This window comes from Streptomyces sp. NPDC015125 (genome assembly GCF_043080045.1).
Taxonomy (GTDB): Bacteria; Actinomycetota; Actinomycetes; order Streptomycetales; family Streptomycetaceae; genus Streptomyces.
Genome location: NZ_JBIBVF010000007.1, coordinates 110,891 through 132,394, shown reverse-complemented (window position 1 = coordinate 132,394; position 21,504 = coordinate 110,891). Strand labels below are relative to the sequence as shown.

Annotated in this window: 21 protein-coding genes; 17 read left to right on the top strand and 4 right to left on the bottom strand. The window is 66.3% G+C overall.

What is annotated here, in order from left to right; genetic code table 11:
- Positions 1-156: 156 nt before the first annotated feature.
- Positions 157-849: a ScbR family autoregulator-binding transcription factor gene (locus ACF088_RS18110; protein ID WP_392376757.1), complete on the bottom strand. Its 693-nt coding sequence runs from the start codon at positions 847-849 to the stop codon at positions 157-159.
- Between the two features lie 424 nt (positions 850-1,273).
- Here ACF088_RS18110 and ACF088_RS18105 point away from each other — a divergent pair, with 424 nt between their 5' ends.
- A complete protein-coding gene (locus ACF088_RS18105) occupies positions 1,274-1,735 on the top strand; it encodes a hypothetical protein (RefSeq protein ID WP_392376756.1) in 462 nt (153 codons plus the stop codon).
- A 113-nt stretch (positions 1,736-1,848) separates the two neighbouring features.
- Here ACF088_RS18105 and ACF088_RS18100 read toward each other — a convergent pair whose 3' ends face one another.
- Complete coding sequence (locus ACF088_RS18100) at positions 1,849-2,970, bottom strand: hypothetical protein (protein WP_392376755.1); 1,122 nt, start codon at positions 2,968-2,970, stop codon at positions 1,849-1,851.
- A gap of 528 nt (positions 2,971-3,498) precedes the next feature.
- On the bottom strand, positions 3,499-4,509 hold the full coding sequence (locus tag ACF088_RS18095; protein WP_392376754.1) for a hypothetical protein: 1,011 nt from the start codon (positions 4,507-4,509) through the stop codon (positions 3,499-3,501).
- A gap of 764 nt (positions 4,510-5,273) precedes the next feature.
- Here ACF088_RS18095 and ACF088_RS18090 point away from each other — a divergent pair.
- Positions 5,274-5,789, top strand: a complete 516-nt coding sequence (locus tag ACF088_RS18090) for a hypothetical protein (RefSeq protein ID WP_392376753.1) — start codon at positions 5,274-5,276, stop codon at positions 5,787-5,789.
- Complete coding sequence (locus tag ACF088_RS18085; RefSeq protein ID WP_392376752.1) at positions 5,782-7,059, top strand: MAB_1171c family putative transporter; 1,278 nt, start codon at positions 5,782-5,784, stop codon at positions 7,057-7,059. The genes ACF088_RS18090 and ACF088_RS18085 overlap by 8 nt, the downstream gene beginning before the upstream one ends.
- Before the next feature lie 350 nt (positions 7,060-7,409).
- Here the strand turns inward: ACF088_RS18085 and ACF088_RS18080 are convergent, their stop codons facing one another.
- The gene (locus ACF088_RS18080; protein WP_392376751.1) at positions 7,410-8,309 is read right to left on the bottom strand and encodes a helix-turn-helix domain-containing protein; all 900 of its coding nucleotides are present in this window, start codon (positions 8,307-8,309) and stop codon (positions 7,410-7,412) included.
- Between the two features lie 316 nt (positions 8,310-8,625).
- Between ACF088_RS18080 and ACF088_RS18075 the strand changes: the two genes are divergently transcribed.
- The 14 genes from ACF088_RS18075 (at position 8,626) to ACF088_RS18010 (ending at position 21,493) form a co-directional block, all read left to right on the top strand.
- The gene (locus tag ACF088_RS18075; RefSeq protein ID WP_392376750.1) at positions 8,626-9,807 is read left to right on the top strand and encodes a collagen binding domain-containing protein; all 1,182 of its coding nucleotides are present in this window, start codon (positions 8,626-8,628) and stop codon (positions 9,805-9,807) included.
- Between the two features lie 141 nt (positions 9,808-9,948).
- Positions 9,949-10,767 carry a sortase gene (locus tag ACF088_RS18070; protein ID WP_392376749.1) on the top strand — a complete coding sequence of 273 codons (819 nt, stop codon included), beginning with the start codon at positions 9,949-9,951 and terminating at the stop codon, positions 10,765-10,767.
- Positions 10,767-11,201 carry a hypothetical protein gene (locus tag ACF088_RS18065; protein ID WP_392376748.1) on the top strand — a complete coding sequence of 145 codons (435 nt, stop codon included), beginning with the start codon at positions 10,767-10,769 and terminating at the stop codon, positions 11,199-11,201. The genes ACF088_RS18070 and ACF088_RS18065 overlap by 1 nt, the downstream gene beginning before the upstream one ends.
- A gap of 137 nt (positions 11,202-11,338) precedes the next feature.
- Complete coding sequence (locus ACF088_RS18060; protein ID WP_392376747.1) at positions 11,339-12,670, top strand: ArsR/SmtB family transcription factor; 1,332 nt, start codon at positions 11,339-11,341, stop codon at positions 12,668-12,670.
- A complete protein-coding gene (locus tag ACF088_RS18055) occupies positions 12,667-13,521 on the top strand; it encodes a DciA family protein (RefSeq protein WP_392376746.1) in 855 nt (284 codons plus the stop codon). Before ACF088_RS18060 ends, ACF088_RS18055 begins: the two co-directional genes overlap by 4 nt.
- Before the next feature lie 218 nt (positions 13,522-13,739).
- Entirely contained in the window at positions 13,740-13,964 is a 225-nt protein-coding gene (locus ACF088_RS18050; protein ID WP_392376745.1) for a hypothetical protein, read from the top strand.
- Positions 13,965-13,979: 15 nt separating this feature from the next.
- Positions 13,980-14,351 carry a fic family toxin-antitoxin system, toxin component gene (locus ACF088_RS18045; RefSeq protein WP_392376744.1) on the top strand — a complete coding sequence of 124 codons (372 nt, stop codon included), beginning with the start codon at positions 13,980-13,982 and terminating at the stop codon, positions 14,349-14,351.
- Between the two features lie 114 nt (positions 14,352-14,465).
- A complete protein-coding gene (locus ACF088_RS18040; RefSeq protein ID WP_392376743.1) occupies positions 14,466-15,140 on the top strand; it encodes a lysophospholipid acyltransferase family protein in 675 nt (224 codons plus the stop codon).
- Between the two features lie 78 nt (positions 15,141-15,218).
- Positions 15,219-16,001, top strand: a complete 783-nt coding sequence (locus tag ACF088_RS18035) for a Ku protein (RefSeq protein WP_392376742.1) — start codon at positions 15,219-15,221, stop codon at positions 15,999-16,001.
- 76 nt (positions 16,002-16,077) lie between these two features.
- Positions 16,078-16,536: a DUF6233 domain-containing protein gene (locus ACF088_RS18030; RefSeq protein ID WP_392376741.1), complete on the top strand. Its 459-nt coding sequence runs from the start codon at positions 16,078-16,080 to the stop codon at positions 16,534-16,536.
- A 405-nt stretch (positions 16,537-16,941) separates the two neighbouring features.
- Positions 16,942-17,847, top strand: a complete 906-nt coding sequence (locus ACF088_RS18025; protein ID WP_392376740.1) for a hypothetical protein — start codon at positions 16,942-16,944, stop codon at positions 17,845-17,847.
- 813 nt (positions 17,848-18,660) lie between these two features.
- Positions 18,661-19,824 (top strand): MFS transporter, encoded by a 1,164-nt coding sequence (locus tag ACF088_RS18020; RefSeq protein WP_392376739.1) that lies wholly within the window; start codon positions 18,661-18,663, stop codon positions 19,822-19,824.
- Between the two features lie 71 nt (positions 19,825-19,895).
- Complete coding sequence (locus ACF088_RS18015) at positions 19,896-21,143, top strand: PTS transporter subunit EIIC (protein WP_392376738.1); 1,248 nt, start codon at positions 19,896-19,898, stop codon at positions 21,141-21,143.
- Positions 21,140-21,493 (top strand): hypothetical protein, encoded by a 354-nt coding sequence (locus ACF088_RS18010; RefSeq protein ID WP_392376737.1) that lies wholly within the window; start codon positions 21,140-21,142, stop codon positions 21,491-21,493. The genes ACF088_RS18015 and ACF088_RS18010 overlap by 4 nt, the downstream gene beginning before the upstream one ends.
- Positions 21,494-21,504 lie beyond the last annotated feature (11 nt).

Here is a 21,504-nt window from a genome sequence, read left to right as displayed (position 1 = left end):
CCGGCCTGCCCGGCATTCCTCGGCCGCTGCCGTGCAGCTCACTCTCACCGACAGGGATACGCATGGCGTCAACTTGGCGCCTGACGCCCGAGATGCCCCGCGACGAGTTGAGTGACGCCATGGGGCGTTCGCCCTTGAAGCAGCGTCAGTTTCCGATCAATGGGACGCGTCAACGCTGGAATCGCACGGCTGACTGCTCGCCAGGATGGCGATCTGATCTGCCACTTCATTGGCTCGTGACTCATAAATGCTGAGTTGCTTGAAGATATCGTCCCTGGTGATAGCCCGAAGGACAGTATCCCAGAATACGGTCAGACGGAGGGATAGATCCTGCCGATTTGTCTTCGCGTTTGACTGGTTCTGGATACCTGCAAAACACGCCACGAAGAGCTCGGCGATGTGCGGGATATGGACCGAGCCAAAGATCTCCCCGCGCTTACGAGCCTCCGTCAACATGGACTCGACGAACTCTCCCCAGAGGTTCATCGATTTCGCCCGGTCGAGGTGGGAGGTCCCTTGATCCAGGGCAAGGCGAGTCGCACCACGTTGAATGGGGTCCGATAGCAGGGCCATCGCAAGGAGATACCCGGAATCAACAAGCTCTTGCAGCTTGAGATCTTGCGGTGGAACGGAGATGTCCTCGAGCTGCGCGTCCAGCACGGCGCACGCGAGTTCGTCCTTGTTCTTAAAGTGAAAATACAGGGACCCCTTGGTGACCCCCGCTCGCCGGGTGATGTCTTCGATCGTTGCCTTGTCGTACCCCAGATCGGCGAAGGAGGAGGCAGCGGCGAGCAGAATCCGACGTCGGGTTCGTATCGCTCGGTCCTGCTGAGGAGCGCGCTTCGCCACCACAGAGCTTCTCCGTCCATTCACGTTGTGCAGGCGGGATGCCACGGATAGTGCCCTGCCTCAAAACCAGTTTCCGAAAACCGAACGGTAGGCATCTTATCATTCAAGTGTGACTTGCCGGACGCCTGCTCTGGCATTCGCACGTCCACCTCCGGCATCCACTTTAAGAACCGCCGTTCCGGTCATTTCCTTCGGTGGACGTTTTCGCCAGCCCTGGATGATTAGCCCAGAATGCCGGTGCGTTCGGTCGATTCGTCATCCACAAGCCCAGGGTCCTGTGTGCCCGTAAGTGCTCGCGCCGATTCGGATCGTAATTCTCTGTCAGATGCGGCTTGCTCTTCACAAGACGCCGAGCGCTAGAGGTGATCGCTGTCCACAGGAAAGCCTCTCTACGGTCGGGTATTCGAGTGAGAGGAAATTCGGGATGACCACCACAACTTGGTTGCGTGTGACCGGTGACCGCCTGATCCGAACTGACCTGATCACGGGCTTCGATCTGTGGGGCCCGCCCGTGCACGGCGGCGGCAGGTCCGAGGCCGTAGCAGGCCAGCCCGCACGAATCATGGCACTCATGGGCATGAAACTGGACAAGGCTGCGGAGGTGGCCAACGTGGACCAGGCGGAACGGGGCGGAGAGCTCCTCACCAGCTTGGCCAGCAGACTGGCAGCGGCAAATGCGAGGGGAACCAACGTCCGCTACGTCTATGGACTCTACTCGGGCGAGGAGCTCAAAGGCTGGTCCGATGGGCCGGTCATCCCGGTCTCCGATCCCCGGGTCATGCCCCTACACATGGTCCCGGACCCCGCTCCGGGGCGGTGGCTGTTCCTGTCCAGCCGGCACCAGGCGCCCGGGCACGTGGCCAGCAGTGACATATCGACCTCGTGATCCTGCCTGTGCCTGACCGATGAGCCGCGGGCCGTTGCATTCCATCGTGCAACGGCCCGGCCCGCTGGGAACGCTCAGTCGGCTACGGGGCCGGTCGGCGTGGGATTCTCCCGCTACGCGACGGCTGCGAAGTCGTTGGGGTCGAGCATGATGCCCCGTACAGCTGCGCTGGTGACACCAGGACCGATCGCGAACAGCAGGGTTTCGCTGCCAGGCCGAGGGGAAAGCTCGGCCGTTTCGAGGAGGGTGCGCAGGACAGATACGCCCCCCAAATTGCCGAATCTCCGGAGCGTCTCCCACGCTTGAGCAAGCGGGTTCAGGGGGTGGTCTGGTTCCTCCGGGAAGCCCAACACCTTTGCGAGATTCCTGAGTACGGCTGGCCCGCCGGTATGAGCGATGACTGTCTCCGGCCTCCAATCGGGGCCGGCCGTGCGCAACCAGTTCCACAGCGGCTTCTCGAGTTCGCGGACTGCCTTTTGCGCTCCGCGCTTCGACAGGAAGTGGTCGCCGTCCGACCGGGTCTTGAGCTCGTAGGTGCCCATGGAGCCGCGGACAAGGTATTGCCAGCTGCCATGTGTCTGCAGGCAGGAATTCCGGGGTGGGGGAGCGTTAGGGGTTCGCGGGCTGGAGACGATGCAGGCGGCCGCGGAGTCTCCGAAGAGGAGCCGCCACAGCAGATCGTCGAGCTCCAAGTCCTCGACCTGATAGACCGTGCTGAGCGCCTCAGGTATGACGACCAGGATCCGCATGCCCGGATAGGCATCGGCAAGTGTGCTTGCCCAGTCCAGAGTGTGTGCGCCGCCGACGCACCCGAGCTGCGTGAAAGGCATCCGCTTTATATCCGGCCGCAGATTGAGTTCGTTCTGGAAGTAGACGTCCAGTCCGGGCAAGGCATGCAGCGTGCTATTGCTGACAATGATGCAGTCGATGTCCGCGGGCCGCAGCCCAGCCCGCTCCATGGCATCCAGGCAAGCACGAACGCCAAGCCTCTTGATCACCGGAAGCGCGATAACGTTCCGGTTCTCCAGAGTGCCCGGCGTTGCCATCACATCAAGCGGGGCTACGAAGTAGCGTTCCTCGACCCCGACATCCATACCCAAAACACGTTCGAGATACGGGCTCTTCGAGGCAGACACCTTCATTTCACGGTGAATATCCAGAGTGGATACGCGGTTCTCTTTAGGGTAGAAAAACGATGGTTTGCTCACGTATGCCACGAGGGCTCCGATCTGCACGCTGCGAGTGTGGTCCCGCGTCGCCCCTGGCACGGGGGTCCTTTCTCGCGAGGTGATCGCGCCGGCCGTGTGGACACCGGTGGGTGCCCACACTCAGCTGAGGGTGTCAGGGGCCCCGGCGTGAACTGGAGGAAGATGGTGTGGACTTGTGGTGAAGGCGTTGACTATGAGACGACTCGTTCGCGGCTCTACTGGCTACCGGAGACGATGTCGAGTGCTACTCCTGGCACCGACAGCTGGCGCTGCACCCGCTGCCGGCCCCGCACGGCGGCAGCGAACATCCGATGCACGCTGAGGCACGTCAGCCAACCCTCAACGGGCCGGGAGCCCGGTCCAATTCGTGGCGTGACGTTGCCAGGGGCGGTTGTGCGGTAGCAAGCGGGAGCGTGGCTCGTCTGCCGGCGGGAACGGACGATGCCCAGGGACTGGAGACCCTACGAAGGTAGCGGCGGGTGCTGAACTGCCTGCTGGGGGCATCGCCTGGCGTAGCGCGTTGTGCAGAGATCATGAAGGCATTGTCTGCGCTCATCAGCGTCCATGGATATGGTAAATCGCACAAGAGGGCGGACAGACGCCGGTTGCCGACTCAAGAGGAGACCATTCCATCCAGACCACCCGGGCCCCGGGCGCGCCCCCTGGGCCGCCGACACCGCCCAGCATGATGCCTATCTCGTCGACCACTGGGTGGTACATCAGGCGCCGGGTTCCGTCAGGGTGCTCATTCTCGCTGGGTGTCCTGTCTCCGTGCACAGGTCCCTCGTACATGGCGAGCAGCTCCCGGTCCTCCCGTACTTCGGCTTCGATCTCGCGGAGAGTCGGGTCCCCTGGGTGGTCGGCGAGCCCCTGACGCAGGCCGGCGGTCGCAGCCAGGCCCCAGATTTGATAGTCAACCATGTGACAGCGATTGGGAGGCTGGGGCGGCAAGTCGAGCATCTTCAGCTGCCACATCGCCTTGTCGCCCCAGGGCCGGGGGGTCTGGGGCTGAGACGAGCGTGGGTGGCGGCCGTGAGGCCGACCCAGAAAGTGCCGGAGAACGTTGTCTGGCATGCCGCCGAACAGCGCGTCGGCTTCGGGGTTGAAGTCGAGGACATCGAAGCTTCGGTTGGAGATGTAGGCGGCTATGTTGCTGCTGCGGATGATGCGGTGCCAGATCGGGTCCACGGTCAAGCCTGCCTTGGGGTTGTTGGTTGATAGTGTCCGGCGGCCGAACAGGGCGATGTGCAGTTGGTCCCACTCCGCTGGGGTGAGGCGTAGGAGTCTGCTCACCTTGCGGAGATCTGTCGCCGCAGGTTGTCGGATTTGACCCAACTCCAGCCGCTTGTACCAGTCCTGACGCTCGTCAATGAAGCCTAGAAGGAGGCTCACCTCCTGCTGGGTGAGGTAGGGCGTGGATCGCCCGCGGCCCTGCATGCGATCCTCGGGCAGCCCGGCTCGCATGCGCAGTGCGCCGAGTTCGGGGAAGTCCGTCGCGACGGTGCGCATGCGGGCGCCGCTAAGGATCTTGCTGACGCGGTTCAGGTCTACGGCGTGGTTCGGCACGTCGCTCTCCTCGCTAAAACAAACCGACCCAACGGTTTGTTAGGTTTTAAATCATGTGAGAACGGGTTCTCTATAAATCGAGGAGGGCGGCATATGACAATTGGATCGCCGAGCTGCGACCGGTCGTTGGCGCCGCGGCGGAACCGAACGGGGAACTGGGGATTACGTTGTGTGACGTGCTCGACGCGCAAGAGTCGAAGCGGGGCGCCCGAAGTGTGAACGCTGCCGCCCCGACGCGCCGAGGGGCAACTGCCCGCGGGGCCCGTGCGTGGGGGGTTCGGGGGGGAAGCTCTATCGCGGAAATGGGGCTGACCTCGTGTTTCTTGCCTGGCGGGTCACTGTATCGTCGCGCCATCATGTCTCTGTCAACCACCCCGGATCGAGCGTGCGAGATGGCGAGCCGTCCGCACCAAAAGTCAAATATCGAACCAAAGGTGACGGGTAGTAACGTTCGCGCCGGTTCTTTACGGTAGAACCAGCGCCCGCCCGGCGGCTTCCCCAGTCGCGCTCACTCGCCGAGCAGAGAACTGCCGCTCGGCCACCATGAGCCGCCCCGTGCCCCACGCCTTCGTCGCGACAGGTGCGTGGCCTTCGCGTGGCGCCCCCACCTCTGCCTGATGCCGCTTCCGCGACCCCGTCGCCTTATCAACCGAGCCCCACGTTTGGGGCCCTGAGACTTAGGAGTGCTGGTCATGTGGTGGCCTCTCCGTGACCTTCACTCGGAGCGCGCCCTGCGACGCGAGTGCCGGCGCATCATGCGCGAGATGCCCATACCGGAGCCCTTCACGCTGCCCCGGCTCATCAAAAACATCGAAGAGGCTCGCAGACGCGAGATCCGGCTGGTCCAACTCGATGATCACGTTCCAGGTGACAGGGGAGCCTGCGGCCTGTGGGTACGCCACAGCACGCGCCCCCTCGACCTGGTCCTCCATGTCGCCGGAACATCCAAGTTCCACAGAAACAAGATCATTTTTCATGAGTTGTGGCACTTGTGGCTCGAGGACGGATCGGACATGGAGCGTAGCCAGTTCGACGCTCTGTTTCCCGGAATGCCGCGGCAGATGCGAGACAGGATCTTCTCCATAGGTGCCGTCATGGCTCGAAGCGGCTATGGGACATATGAGGAAGTACGAGCCGAAACCCTGGCCGACCATCTTCATGTCGCCAGTCGGCGGCAAGGCGGCATCAGTGATGACATCACCCTCAGCACGCTGCAGGAGAGCCTGTCCGGGCCGCTCCTTGGCAACTCCCCACGTACACGGAACGGTTGGCATGTTTGAGTGTGCCACGTACTTCATTCTCGGCCTGTTGGTCTTCCAAGCCGTGCGCCGAATCTCCTCAGCGGTGGAAGGCAATGCCCCTGAGCGTCATCTATCCGCCTTCTTCGCAGCCAGCGTCGGCGTCTGGATGATGCGCATCCATCCGGAATTGGCACAGCTGGCCGGCGTCAACGACCTGCCAACACTCATCCGGCACAGCCTGAGCATTGTGTGCTTGTGCCTCCTTCTGCGCTACCAGGCTGCCGTATACCTCCAGGGAGGCGACGGTGGCCAGGATTCCTCGCAGGATCGACGACTCGTCACGCAAGTCCACCGCTTGGCCACGAAGAGCTCTGCCGTCTCGATCGCCCTGATGACCGTCATCTTCATCTTCGGGCTGGACCACATCGACCGCGGCGGAAGCTTCTTGACCGACCACGCCGGCCAGCCCTGGCTGGCCGGCTACATGGGGACCTTCTACGTGTACTTCGCAGCCACCGCCGTCAGCTGCTCCTATCTGTGGGCCAGCAGCGCCCGGCGAGCACCTCATTGGCCTCTACGCTGGGGACTTCGCGTCATGTCCTTCGCGTTCGTCCTGGGAGTCGCGTACGCCATCGCCGGCATCGTGTACTTTGTGGCGATCTCATTCCACCCCAGCTACGCGCGCTTGGCCGAGGCCCAGCAGCGGACAAGCGACGAGCTCCTGTACGCCTTCTACGGGCTCTTTCTCATCGGCACCATGCTCCCGGTTGGACAGCATCTCACCCACGGCTGGCGGGCCCACAGGACACTGGCCACGCTGTACCCGCTCTGGCGCGAGCTGACTCTGGCTGTACCCGGCCACTCCGTGAGAGCCCCCAGCAACCGGCTCGCCGGCCGCCGCGGCAGCAACTGGTTGAACTGGACCCTGGACCATATGCGGCTTCAGCCTGCCGACCTTCGGCTGGAGCGCTACGTCACTGAGATCAGCGACGTCATTCGCACCCTCGGCTACTACGCACCGGACAAGCTCTACTCGCGGGCCACCGAACTCGCCAAGGAGCAAGGGCACCACGGAGACGAGGCCCGCGCCCTGGCCGGCGCGTACTGGATCCGGGCCGCTCTGACCGTGAAAGAGGGAGGACGATGCCTCCGTCGAACGCCATTGGAAACGCCTTCGCGCATCGGGGACGACTATGACGAATACGTTAGTCGGCTGCTGAACGTGTGCCGGGTCCTCGACCGCTCCACACCGGAAGCCATCAGCAGCCTGCTCCGCTCCGGCCCCGCTGAAAGTCCCGGTACCGACTGAGCAACTCACTGACCTTGAAGCGAAATTGAGGCTCCCAAGGCCAGGTCACTGCGTTTGAGGGCCTGCAAACGCCTTTGCGCAGTTCCGGAACGCCTGATACGAATTCCAATCGCGTCAACGGTGCATCGAGACAGTAGTGAGTTCCAAGCCGAGCGCCACAGGTGACTCTTCCTGGCGGCGATTGCCGGATCCGGGCGCCGATCCGGCTCGCGACGGGCCGACGCTAGGCAGAGCATCACCGTGTCGCCGGCCGGGACGCTGGCGTCGGCGACCTGTATCGGTATGCGAGCTCAGGTCATGCCGGCGCGACTTGGGCTGGCCGAGAAAGGTCCTCGGGAGCGTGAGCGTATCTAGTCGAGCTCTTCGGCGGAGATTCCGGGAAGCTCGCCTTTCTCGATGCTGTCGAGCAAGTCGTCGACCGTTTTGAGAAGAGCGCTGTTCAGTGCGGCCTCGCCACCGCGGGCAGCGAGAGTCACGCCGCGCAATCTCGCAGCCCTCTTGACAGTACTGGTGAAATCTCGAGCAATGGCTTCCTCGCCAGGGTAGAAGAAACCTGTGGGCGCGTGGTATGCCGCTGCCAGGCCATCAAGAATCTCCGTCGAGACGGGGCTATTGTCAGCGCCACCCGACCTGAGGATGCCCACCCCGGACTCTGAGATCACTACCTTGCCGGCCATCGTGTTGATGGTCCGGGCGATATCCCCGTCGGACGGCGGGTTCAATTCGCCTCCGTAGGTTTGATCAATCAGAAGTTGCATCTTCCCGGACAGCGTCCGTGGCAGGTCTTCGTCCGCGACCGTCGGCTCGGGGACGTCGTTGCCCCACGTCCTCTCCTGCGCCGCGAGGAGCACCTCGACCTCTACGCCATAGGCGTCGGCGAGGGGCTCCACGTAGTGCTCGGCCAGCTGACGCACCTTGGTCTCGGCGTTGCGTACAACGACGGACGTCCGCAGCTTCGGGAAGGTCTTCCTCAGCTCCTCCAAGGTGTCGGTCAGGGTGAGGCCGGCGTCGCACCGCAGGTCGGCCAAGTTGCGCCGGCCTGCTCTCGGGGCGAGGACATCCAGGGGAAGGTTGACGATCACCGCCATCTGCGGAAGCTTCTCCGGCGGCGGCTGCTTCGTGCGACCGCTCTCCCACTTCGCGACCGCCGGCTCCTTGACCCCCAGCTCGGCGGCCACCGCTGCCTGAGACTTGTTCGCCGCCCGGCGTGCCTTTCTGAACTCATGGCGATCGAATGTACGTTCGGGCATTGAAGTGCTCCTGGGTTGCACGGGGGGTGGTGGGGGCCACTCTAGCCACTTGATCAAATAACGAGAAGACGGTAACTTTCTTCTCATGATCGTGGGGGGCTGCCCCGTGCACGTACCCACCACGTTCACCCACGAGCGCCCGTCTCGCAAAGGAGACGGGGCCGCCGGGCTCGGCCATGAAACTGGCCTAGGAACCTGAATGGCCGGGCCCGGCTGACATCCCCCAAGGGAGACATGGATGAGTGTGGCATCACCCACAGCCCGCCCGCAGGCACACCGCCGAACTCGGCTCATCGTGCTTGGCACGGCAGTGGCATTGGGCACCGGTATTCTACTGCCCTCCAACGCGTTCGCCTATGACAAGTTCGGACCCGGATTCACGATCCCCGACTCGGCCGGTCACGCCGGTGCCAGCCACCTCGGAGCTTTCGGCAAGCCGGGCAGCCTCTTCCCGCACGCGATCACGCACGGCTACTGCGCTGACCCCACCCTCCCCGGCCCCGCCGCGGGCGGGAAGTACAGCGCCATCACACCCTTCAAGTCCTGGACCTCGAAGGCCACCGGCCAGAAGGTCTCGGACAGCGACTTCAACCGCGCGGCCTTCATCCTGTCGGACACCCGGCAGCCCACCGACGCGCAGGCAGCCGCAGTCGACGCGGTCGTCTACACCACCCTCAACCGCGGCAGCGACTACGCCCTGCCCAACGGCAAGCGCGCCCTCCAGCGCCTCTCGTACAAGAACGTCCCCGCTTCGGTGAAGAAGCTGGCCGCCACGTACATGGCGGAAGCCGAGCGGTTCGCCGGCCCGTACAAGGTCAACATCCACGCCGGGACCAAGGCCACCCGGGGCACGAAGGTGCCTGTCACCCTGGACGTCACCTCGGCCACCGGGCACAAGCTGCCCAACACCCAGCTGAACCTGAAGATCTCCGGCGCGGCCTCCGGCACAACCTCGGTCACCACCAACGCTGCCGGCACGGCCCGCACGACCATCACCACGTCGAAGGCCGGCGCCCTCAACCTTCAGGCCACCGCAGCCAAGCTGCCCAGCACCACCCTCCACGCGCAGACGCCCAGCAACGCCAACGCGCAGCGCATCGTCACCGCAGGCGGCCACTCCACCGCCACGGCCACGGCGCACCTGAAGGTCGCCGCCGGCCACGGCGGCCTGAAGGTCATCAAGACTGCCGCGGACACCCACAAGCTCATGGCCGGCGTGGAATTCGCAGTCAAGGACCGCAGTGGAAAGACGGTCGCCAAGGGCTCGACCGACGCCCACGGCGTCTGGCAGGCCAAGGATCTCGCACCCGGCACCTACACGCTGCACGAGGTTCGCGCCGCGGAGGGCTACCAGCTGGCCCCCGACCGTCGCGTGAGCGTCGGCGACCTCGTCGCCTCGACCGTCGCGGTCACTGACACCAAGATCCAGAAGAAGCCCGCGCCCCATCACGGCCCGGTGCGCCTGCCCGGCAACGTGCTGCCGCAGACCGGCGCCTGAGCGCCACCCTCACCCGCCGGGCCTACCGCCGGGAGTAGCGGCGGCGGGGCCGAACCGGTGCCCCCAGCACCTCCTGCCCCGCCGCCGTCCCGCAGCCGGACCGCTCGGCCTTCCATTCTTTGCTGGACGGATTGATGCACCATGCCCGAAAACCACCCCCAGGCCCCCGAGGCTGCCGAGTCTGACCTCCGCGGTGATGCCGCTCGCCGCTCCCGCGCACGGCGCAACGTCCTGATCGGCGCGGCTGTCGCCACCGCGGTGGCCGTCGGCCTGACCGCAGTGCGTTGGGGCCACGCCAGCACCGGACATGTCGCCGAAGCCAAGGCGACCGCGGCCGCGCAGCGCTCCACGCCGATGCAGGACCCGCTCACCACCCGCTCCCCGCAGAAGGCTGCCGCAGACCACACCGGCAAGGCGAGCGACCAGGCCCACAAGACCCTCCACAGCTGGAGCAAGAGCAATCCCGCTACCCGCGGCAACAAGCACACCGTGAGCAGCGACCCCGACGTCGGCGTCGGCGGACGCATCCACGAAGTGCTGCGGATCCCGGCCCTCGGCGCGTCCTGGGCCCAGCCAGTGTACGAAGGCGTCGGAAGCCAGCAACTGCGCGCTGGCGTGGGGCATTTCGACGGAACGGCGGAACCTGGACAGATCGGCAACTTCGGTCTGGCCGGCCACCGCAGTGGCGTCGCCGATCCGCCGTTCCGCGACGTCGATCGCCTCAAGCTTGGCTCGAGCATCAAGGTCACCGCCGCTGACCGGAAGACCTACACCTACGCCGTCACTCGGATACGCGTCGTAGAGCCCAGCAACGTCAACGTGCTGCTCCCTGTCCCCGGCAATCCCAACACCGTCCCGACCAAGGCCAAGTTGACCCTCGTGACGTGCTGGCCAGCCACCGGCCACTCCAAGCGCGTCATCGTCGAAGCCGACCTCACCTCGTCCAAGGGAGGCGTCTAGTGTCCGACGAAGCCGCCGAGACCGACGAGAGCCCGGCAGACAACAAGACCGTCATCCAGCCCGCCAGGCCCTGGCCCGTCTACAACGTCTGCCGGGCGAAAGCGGAACTGATCGCCATGGAACTGTTGACCCAGGGCGTGTCGCAGTACCGCGTTCGCATCATGACCAAGCTCAGCGTCAAGAATGTCCGGCGCTTGGCCGGAATTGTCGCCGAGGACGCCCAAAACCCGCCGGCTCCGCGTCTTGCCGGCCGCAGCCCGGTCCGCAAGACCACCGGCAGGCCAGCAAGGCTCCCCGACCGCGCGCCGGCCCGCAAGGCCACAACCCACCCGCCGGGCCGCTCCACCGCCGACCGCTCCACCTCGGGCCGCTCGCTCCCGCCCTCAGCCCAGGCACCCGCCGAGCCCGAGCAGATGACGTTCTCGCTCGACTGAGCCCTGGAGCAGGCCGGCCTCACGCAGACCCGACGCCTCATGCGGCCAAGGGTCACTTTCGCCTACCCCCATCTGGAAATCCTGTGCCCACGCTCACCCCACCTGGCTCCCAGCCGGACCGGCACACAGCCGGCCCTGTGCGGTCGGCGAACCAGTGGATCACCGAGACCGAGGGCCGTATCGCACCCAACGGCCTGTCGTGGCTCGAGGCCGTCCACTGGTTCGCCGACTACGGCCCCCACGCCGCTGACCGCTCTCACGGCCCCACGAAGGTCGGCCGGACAACGCTGCGCATCGCGCGAGCGCTCGCACACCTCAGGGAGTGCCGCCCCAGCGTCCGCGTCCTGGTCGACTGGCTTCAGATCGCCGCCCGCACCGTCAAGTACCACCTGGGCATTCTGCGGGAGGCCGGCCTGCTCACCTACCACTCCAAGGGAACACGCGTCGCAGGCATCGGCGGCCGCGCCAGCGAATTCGCCCGCACCATCCCCCCGATCTACGACGAGGCTCTCGGCCTGCGCACCCGACCGTCGGAGACCCTCATACGTTCCGTGCGCGGATTCTCCAAGGACCGAATCCCGCTCATGAAGGAGCTCCACGCGAAGGCCCGGCGCCCTCTCCCCTGGAAGCGGACAAAGGCCGCTAACCAGGCTGCCGCCACGCCGACTTCAGACACAGCTCCTTGCACCCCATTGGTGGTTACTACCTCAGCTCTTCCGACTGCAGGTGATACTCCTCTTCCCTCTGAGAGCAAGCTCGCCAGCGGGAAACCCACCTCATCCACCCGCAAGCAGAACCAGACGCCCGAACGCCGGAAGCGTTCACTCAACGCCGTTGGCCGCCGCTACCAGCTCGCCCACGAACTCATCACCCAGGTCCCCTGGCTGACCCACGCCAGCACCCCTCGCATCGCCTGGATCGTGCGCCACGTCGCGGACGCCGGGTGGACCACCGCCGAAGTCATCGCCGTCATCAGCCAGGAGAACCCCACCCGGCGCGTCCACCGCCCCTCAGGATTCCTCGCCGCCCGGCTGCGCGGCGCCGTCGACTTCTACAACACCCCTGAGCGCCGAGCTGCCATCGTCGCCTGGTGGCAGGACTCCCGCCAGGCCGAGAAGGCCCGCCACACCGAGTGGGAGGGCCAGTGGCAGGCACCCACCAGCCAGGCCGTGACACGCCAGGTCAACACCGCCCTCGCCCAACTCGGCCAGCGCGCCGAGCCCGATGGCGATGCACCGACCTACGACGTCGGTGACGACGGACTCATCGCCCTTGAACAACTGGACCCCAGCGACATCATCGACCTCCGCACCGCCGCACAGAAGGACCCGCTTATCATCCGCACCACCATCGCCAGGTGCGGCGAGCCCTACGCACGCCGCCTCTTCACAAACCGCCTGGTCGACCAGGTCAAGCGCATAGCCGGCACCGGACGCCTGGTCCTCCACACCTACGGGGGGCTGGCATGAGCACCGACGAGCCCCAGGGCGCCGACCTTGCCCGCAGTGCCCTGCTCGCCGCCAGGAAGGCCGCCGCTGAGCGCGGCGAGCGCGGCCGCGCTCAGCGCAAGCCCGCGCGCCGCCTGTCCGCACGAGGTGACGGACGTGAACCCATGCGCCTGGGCGGGGCGGTCGAACGCTTGGTCACCGAGCGCGGCTGGGAAGAGCCAGTTACCGGTGGCGCGATCAAGGAACGCTGGGAAGCCATCGTCGGCCCCCAGATCGTCCAGCGACTGCGCGCCGAGGCGTTCCACGACGACACCCGCCAGCTCGATCTCCTGCCCGAATCCCGCGCCTGGCTCGTCCAAGGGCAGCTGATCGCCACGGATCTCCTGCGCCAGATCAACGCCGCACTGGGGGAGGGCGCCGTCCGCAAGATCCACGTCCTCTCGCCGGACCACCGCCCCCGAAAGCGTCCCGAGCCCGCATCAACAGCACACCTCGACTCCGCTTCAGCCTCACCTGAGCCCCTCGCCGCGAATCACGTCCCGGACGAGTACCGCAAGGCCCGTGCAACCATGCGCGGGCATGTACGTGAGGAAGTGCCCGCGAAGGCCCGTACACGCGAAGACGCAGGCGCCGGCTTCCACCATGCCCTCGCCGCCATCCGCCCGACCGCGCCTCAAGAGCCACAGGGATCGAATGAACCGCCTCGTACGGACAAATGCAAACACCCCGGATACCGCGAAGCCCGTGACAACATCGGCGCCGCGACACCACCCCCTGCCCCCGCCCCTGCACGGCGCCCGCCACACACGCAATACCGGATGATTCTCCAAAAACTGCACGAAAGCAGGGTGCTCAGCATCCCAGCACCGTGAGGGCCACGCACCACCTCCTCCCTGCCATGAGGAGGGCCCACGCCCAGCCCAGCCCGCACGCCGCTGACGCCTGGGCAGGCTCCCGCTCCCGACCGTGCGCGAGCCGTCCAGGCCGCGCCCCCTGAGCCCGTGGCCGTTCCCGCCGTCACCGGCGAGGCGCGACCGGAAAAGTGGGCATCTCCTTCTCGCGCCGGCCCGCTGACCGCTACCGTGGCAGCATGGCGAAGGAATTCCAGGTTCAGGTGAGCGACGAGACGGCAGCCGCGTTCCAGCGGGCGGCAGAGGCCGAACACGTCGACCCCATCGCGTTCGTCGGCAGGTTCCTCGAGGCCAGCGTGCCCAGGCTTCTGTTCCTCAACGGCGCCCAGGCGGCCATCGACGAACACGGTGACGCGTTCGCCCGCCGCTTCGGGCCGCCGCCGGCCGCCGACCAGGCTGCCTGAGCAGAGACACCAGCCGTGCAACTCACGATCGACCGCGCCTGGCTCCTTGAGATCATCGAACACCAGCTACACGACAAGCCGGATCTGGCGGACTGGGGCGCCACTGCCGCAGCCGTAGCCCGACACAGGGACCAGATCCTGGACCAGCCCGTTTACCACGGGCCGCACCACCGAGCCGCAGCGCTGTTTCAAAGCCTCCTCCGCATTCCCGCTCTGGCACATTCAAACGAGATCTTCGCGCTGAGTGTGGCGCTGGGCTTCCTCAACGTCTGCGGGCTGACCGTCAAGGTCTCCACCGACACAGCCGGCGACCTTGTCGAGCAGACCCTGGCCGGCGCCGTCGACGTTCGTCAGATCGCCGGGCACTTCAAAGCGTGGACAACCTGACCGCCCAGGCGTTCACACGGTCAAAGCACTAGGAGAGTTGAGTACGCGGGCTCAGGCACACGGGCCGCTTCCGATCGAAGATGGAGACCCGTCCCCTGAACCCGCAGGAGTCTTGTGCTCAGCCGTCTCGCCTCCGCCGTCATCCCCACCCTCGGACGACTGACGATCACATCCGATCGGGAGACCGCCCCGGAGCCCGGCACCATCATCGCTGCCAACCACACGTCCCTCATCGACCCCGGCGTCGTCCTCGCCGCGCTACGCCGCAGCTGGAATGTGGAACCCGTCGTCCTCGCCGCCGCCGGCCTGTGGCGCATTCCCCTCCTCGGCCGCCTGCTGATCCGTGAGGGCCACATCCCCGTACACCGCAACACTGCCCACGCAAGTGGTGCCCTGACCTTGGCCGCGGACGCCCTCCGCGCCGGTCGTTGCGTTCTGATCTACGGTGAAGGGCGGCTGCCCCGCCGCAAGGACGCTGCCGAAGCCGAACCTGAGACCTTCCACACCGGCCTCGCACGGCTCTCACGTCTCGCCCGTGCCACAGGAGCGCCGATCGTGCCCCTCGGCCAGGCCGGCGCCCGCCGCATCAGCTCCGGGAGCCGCTCAAAGCAGATCGCTGGTGTTCTCACAGCCCCGGGCCGACGGCCGCGGATACACGTGCACCTCGGAGCCCCGATGCAGCTGCCCGCCGACGTCGCAGACGCGACCGCTGCAGCTCACCAGGCAGTCACCCGCTCCTGGCGCACCGCCGCCCAGCATCTGGGCAAGTCAGCGGGCCTGGCGGCATGACAGGCGACGGCAGTAACCACGACCTTCCGCCCGCCGCCTCACTGTGCGGAGGAGAGGCACACGGCGGACGCTGGAGGTATGAACGTCACTCCACCTTCTCCACCGAAGGCGGCATGGACCGGGGTGATCGCGTTCTCCCTGATCATCGTCCCCATCCGCCTCTACCGGGCTACTGAAGAGCGCTCGGTGCGACTCAGGGAGATCCACAAGGCCGATTCCGGGAAGCTCCAACACCGACGATTTTGCGAGAAGGACGGTTTGGAGATCCCCTACGACCAAGTGGGACGTGGATACGAGCTGGCCGACACGATCGTGCCGCTGTCGCAAGAGGAGCTGGACCGTCTTCCCCTGCCTACACGGCACCAGGTCCAGGTGCTCGGATTCGTGCCGGCCCATGAGATCGACCCGATCAGGTTCACCACGGCGTACTACGCAGGCCCAGATGGCCAGGCCGCGGGGAGGCCGTACACACTGCTCACCACCGTGCTGTCCCGCTCCGATGCCCTGGCGGTCTGCCGGGTGGCGATCCGGACCCGCGAGCGCCTGGCGGTGCTCCAACCTCGCCACGGAGTCTTGACCCTTCACCTGCTGCTCTGGCCAGACGAAGTGCGTGATCCAGGCGCACTGGCTCCGTCGACTCCCGTGACTGAACGGGAGGTGGAGCTCGCCGAACTGCTGATGAGCGAATTTACCGGAGTCGCCAGCGACGACTTGCACGACCGATACCGCGAGGCACTGGAAGCTCTGGTCGACGCCAAGGTCACGGATCGGCAGGTCGAGGCCCCAACGCAGCCACAGCCGACCAGCAACTTGCTCGCTGCGCTGGAGGAGTCCGTCCAGGCGGCGCGGAAGCCCCGCTGACCAAACCCCTACTGCCGCCAGGGAGGCCGTGGGAGCGCCAGCAGCCGAGCCGACGGGCAGTGTCTACCGTGGAGGCATGTCGTCCTGTGTACCACCGCCGCCGATCTGGGTGATCCTCCCTGATGAGGAGCAGAAAATCCGGGGACGCCTGCATGAGCGGCGCCAGACCCGATCGACGTGGTTGCACAAGGTCGGACTTCCGATGTGGTCAGCGACAGAGCACGGAGCGAAGCCAGTCGAGTACGTGGTGTGGCTGGAGACAGAACACGTGCGCCCGGTGACAGGCGTCTCGTACTCTTCTGTCCCCACGGTGCCGCTGCCCGCGCCCACCCCGCCGCCGGCGCGGTGGGGGTGGCGCGTTCAGCGGCTTCCTCACCGCACGGGCGGGATCCTGGTGCATGACCACGACTGCCCGAACGCCCCGCAGGGTGGCGAGGAGCTGGACCTCGACGACGCGTTGACTGCCCTGCGTCGCCCTGGAGCATCCGCCTGCCAGCGATGCGACGCGGCCGCCGCCTTGACGCCACTCGCATAGGGCGCGATTCGACGCTGGAGCTGACCTTCAAAGAAGGCCGGCGTCTTGGTGCTGCTCTCGTGACTTCTCTGCGCCCTTGCCAAGGATCTTTGCTGCTCAGCAGTCTGCCGGGGCTGTTGTCAGCGTGCTCCAGGGAGTGGCGAAACGCCGTCACGCCCACGGGGACCTTCTGAGTTGACCAAGCCTCCCCTCGAACGTAATATCTTAAGGGTCACACTATCGAGATGAGGAGAAACTGTGCCCCGTGCTGCCCGACCGAGCAAGCGCTCTCGCCCATCGCAACCCTCCGAGCTGGCACCCCTGGCGGCAGCACTCCATGACGGTGTGCGGCATGTGGCCGCCGAGCGTGTCCCCGAGCTTGTGGCAGAACTCTTCGCCCCCTCCCGAATCCGCCCGCTGATCATCGTGACAACCTCGCCACGCCATGGCGACAAGCCGCTGATCGACCCGGTCGAACTCGGCAAACGCCTCGTGGGTCGCGCAGACGTGTCGGTCCTGGCGGATCAGGATGCGGCCTGGGCTCTGGACGCATCCCTGCCGCAGAAGTGGCACACCTACGGCGGATATGTGCGCCTCTTCCTCGCGGACGCCAGTGAGCAGGATCCAGCCGAGCGACACCCGCTGATCTACGTCACCCCCGGGCGTGCCGCCGAAGCGATTCGGTACATCATGACCCGCGTTCACAGCATCGACTCCGTATGGGCCGCCCAGCCGTCCAACGGGCCTGACCGAGGTGCCGACGATCGGCTTGCCGAAGAGAACCGCCAACTGCGCCATCAACTCCAATCGGTCAAGGAGGGGTTGAATGCGGCGCGTCGCGACAGGCGAGAGCTCCAGGTGAAGCTCCGAGACCTCAAGGGCGCACTCCGGAGCGATCAGTCACGTTCCCTACCGCCGACGAGCTACAGCGACCCCGAGAAGCAGTTCCGCTACGAAGTCGAGCAGGTATGGCTCTGGCGATACACCGAAAACGAGCGCCAAGACTGGCCGTTGCGTCCCTACTCCTTCGGACCCGACTGGCTTGCTTCGCTCGGCGACGACCTTCCCGTCCATCGCCGCGATATCGTCGACGTCGTCACCGACGTACTCACCGGCCGAGCCGCGAGCCTGACGGGGCGGCAGGTCCGACCGCATAAGACGTACGCATCCGGCGGAGCCCCCCAGCTCGTACGAGGGGACGGAGCCACGGCCTGGAGGTGCAACATCAAGAACAACAGCCCGGCAGCACCCCGGATGACATGGTGGAAGCTCTCCGAGGGCGCAGTCGAACTCGGCCGCATCTCCCTGCACGACGACACCCGGCTCCGCTGACCGCGCTCTGTTCAGGCGGGCGCCCGACTACGTGCCCCGCGCAGCATCCAAACGGACTTTAAGGGCGATCTACTTAAACCGTATCGCTGCTTCCTTGCTGCTGGCCCCGGTAGTTCGCGAGTCTCCCGCCGCAATCCCGCAATCCCGCAATCCCGCAATCCCTCAGCACCGCTGGTCAGTCGCGCTTCGAACCGTTGGACACGGCTTTGCAAGCCGCCTCCCACTTTGGGGTGTTGACGGTGCGAAATCCCAGCTCACCGGCCGGTCGCGGATAGCCGGGGGAGTCGCAGACTTCGGTATCCACTCGCCACTGCGCTGTCCAATCACCTCGTCGCCGTGTCCCCACCTGCACGCGACGACGGAAATTATCCACAGGCTTGTACTCGTAGCGTCTTTGACGTGCGCTCCCGCCGATCAGTACACCAGCTCGCCCGGCAGAAGCACACACCACAGGCAGCCCGCCCACTCACGGAGAGGACCAACGTGACAAGCAACCGCGGCACCGCAAGCCGACCGCCACGGCCACCCCTCGCCGCGACGCACCCCGGCCTTCAACCAACTCCCTAAGCCTCCGGCCGGAGGAACACCCCCCGGTCCTTCGGCCGGACCGCGGCCGCAGCTCGGTCTCCGCTCCCCCCAGCGGATACCGACTCGGCCGGCACTGCGGGGGCGCCGCCCCTTCCCCCTCCGAGCGGCGCCCCCACGGGCCCGGACTACGCTGCGTGCTGGAGAGATGTGACCACAACTGTCGAGGCTGGCGGACACCCGGCAGGCCGCTCACCACGCCGCCGGCCCGCGGAGATCAGCGCCTTGATGGCCAGCACCTTCGCCGTGCGCGCTGCCGGATTCTGCTACCCGTTTCTCCCCTACCACCTCGACGCCCTCCAACTGCCCACCCAGACCATCGGCCGCCTACTGGCAGTCTTCGGCATCGGGTGGCTCGTCGGCTCGGTCCTCTGGGGCTGGCTGGCCGACAGGACCGGCCGCCGCGCCGCCTTGACCATAGCGATGGCCCTGGCCGCACTCACCCTACCGCTGATGGCCCAAGCCCACACGGTCACCACTCTGGCTGGGGCGACCTTCGTTGCGGGCATCGTCTACGACGCCACCCGCCCAGTCTTCTCGGCCGCCATCGCCGAGCACTACGAGGGCGACCAGGACCGTGCTGCCCTGAACGCCAAACGGAACTTCGCAGTCAACGCCGCCTCCGCCCTCGCCGGCACTGTCGGCGGTCTGCTCGCCGACGAGGTCGGCATCCCAGCACTGCTGTGGACCAACGCTGCCGCCTGCGCCGTCGCCAGCCTGACCGCGTGGCACTTCCTTAACGATCGCACCATCCTCGCCAGCAACTGCACGACGCCTCCCGCACGGCACGCCGCGCTGCACGACCAGAGCCTCTGGCTGCTTCTCCTGGCCAGCCTGGCGACGCTGACCGCGGCCGCGAGCCTCTTCTCGGGCCTCCCACTCCTCATGGCCAGGGCAGGATTGCCCGCCGCCGACTACGGCTGGACCCAGACGGCAAACGCTGCCACCGTGCTACTGCTCTCATCCCTCCTGAACCGATGGCTGAGTCGACGGGCACAACGCGGCAAGCCGATGACCGGCCTCCTTGCGGCGAGCGGACTCATCCTCGGCACCAGCATGGGCGCTGCAGCCCTGGCTACCAACGTCTTCGCATTCAGCCTTCCTGCCGCACTCGCTGTCCCCGGCGAGGTCATCGCGTTCATTGCCGCCGGCGATGTCCTGACCCGGATCTCCCCTCCGGACGCATACGGCCTATACGCCGGCATCTGGGGCGCGACCATGGCCGGGGCCGTCACTGCCGCACCCATCCTGGCCTCGTGGTCCCTCGAACACGGCGGCCCCGCTCTCGCCGCGGCAACCACCTTCAGTACGGGCGCGCTCGGAGCCTTCTTGTGCTGGCCACTGACCCACGTCATCCGCCGATCGTCCACCACCTGCGCCACCGCCCAATGAAGCCTCGGAGCCTCGATGCCCCCCGCCCCGCAGCCCCAACCGGACACGCACACCAGGTTGGGAAGAACAGCATGAGCAGGCTGACCACGACGCAGCAGACCAACCGGCCCGACCAGAGGCACCATCCGGAAAGCCCCGCAGCGCTGCACTACCTTCGGCGGATGGGCCAAGGGCTGTCGCTGCCCATCGCGGCGATGCCAGCAGCTGGGCTGCTCTTGCGCCTCGGGCAGCCGGACATGCTCGGACACGTAGCCGGCCTGCGGCAGTTCGCCGCAGTAGTCTCAGGCGCAGGTGCCGCAGTTCTGGACTACCTGCCTCTGCTGTTCGCCCTCGGACTAGCACTGGGACTCAGCCGCTCAGCCGACGCCGCCGGCCGCCTCCTCGCCAGCACCGTCTCCTACCTGATCTTGACCCGCGTCGTCCTCGTTCTCAACCCGCTGCCCCCCGGAAAGCTCGACACACCACCAGCCCGCTGGCCCTACGGCGCGCTGCTCGGCATCATCGGCCCCTTGCTGGCCTTGGCCGTCTGGAAACTGGCAGAGCGGCGCAAGCGAGGGATGCCACCCTTCGCGGTGCACGCACTGGTGGCCCTGACGGCCCTCGTCGCAGGGACCCTGCTGGGAATGGCCTACCCCGCCGTCGACCGGACGCTGACCGCGGTCTCCGAAGCAGTTGCCGACCACGCCGTACTGGGGGGAGGAGCCTTCGGATTCCTCAACCGCATCCTGCTCCCGCTCGGCCTCCATCAAGTGCCGGCAGCCATCGTTTGGTACGTCACCGGAGACTGCGGGAACGGCGTCAAGGGCGACGTTGCCTGCTACCTCACACAGCATGACCCGCACGCCGGCATCTTTATGGGGGGGTTCTTCCCCATCGCCATGTTCGCCTTGCCCGCGGCCGCCCTGGCCATCTGGCGCAGCGCTCCACCTCTCCACCGCCGCCGCGTCGCAGCCCTGATGCTGCCGGCCGCAGCGATGTCCGCACTCACCGGCATCACCGAGCCCATCGAGCTCGCCTTCGCCTACACCGCCCCCGCCCTGTACCTGGCACACGCGACGCTCACCGGCTTGAGCCTGGCCCTGGTCAACTTCCTCGGCATCCACGCCGGCTTCTTCTTCTCGGCCGGCGCGATCGACTACGTCTTCAACTACCCCCTCGCCACACGCCCGTTGCTGCTACTGCCCATCGGCATGATCTACGGCGTTCTCTACTACGGCTTGTTCCGCTTCACCATCACGCACTTCAACCTCCGCACACCCGGGCGGGCCCCCGACGACGAGCTGCTCAACCTCCCCGGAAAGGAATCAATCGCAACATGACGCCCTATCCGAAGGCTGCCTGCTACGGACGCGGGACGATCTTCCCCATCGTGGTCCTCGACGAGCAACTCGCCTGGCACCAAACCGCGCCCGACGCCGTCCCCGTACGCGATGTCGGTGGCGAAGACCTCTTGGTCCTGCGTTGGTGCGGGCCCCTCGCGGCGACAAGCTGCGTTCTCGACTCGCTGCACCAGGCAGCGACAGAGATCCAAGCAGCCTTGGCAGCGGGCACCGAACTATCCGACTACGCACCCGGACTCCCCGACGGCCTCCGACTCATAGCACTGCGCCCTTCCGCCGTCATCGGCCCCTGGCACAGCCGTCCAGGCCGCACCACCCTGCCCACATAAGCCCAACCCCG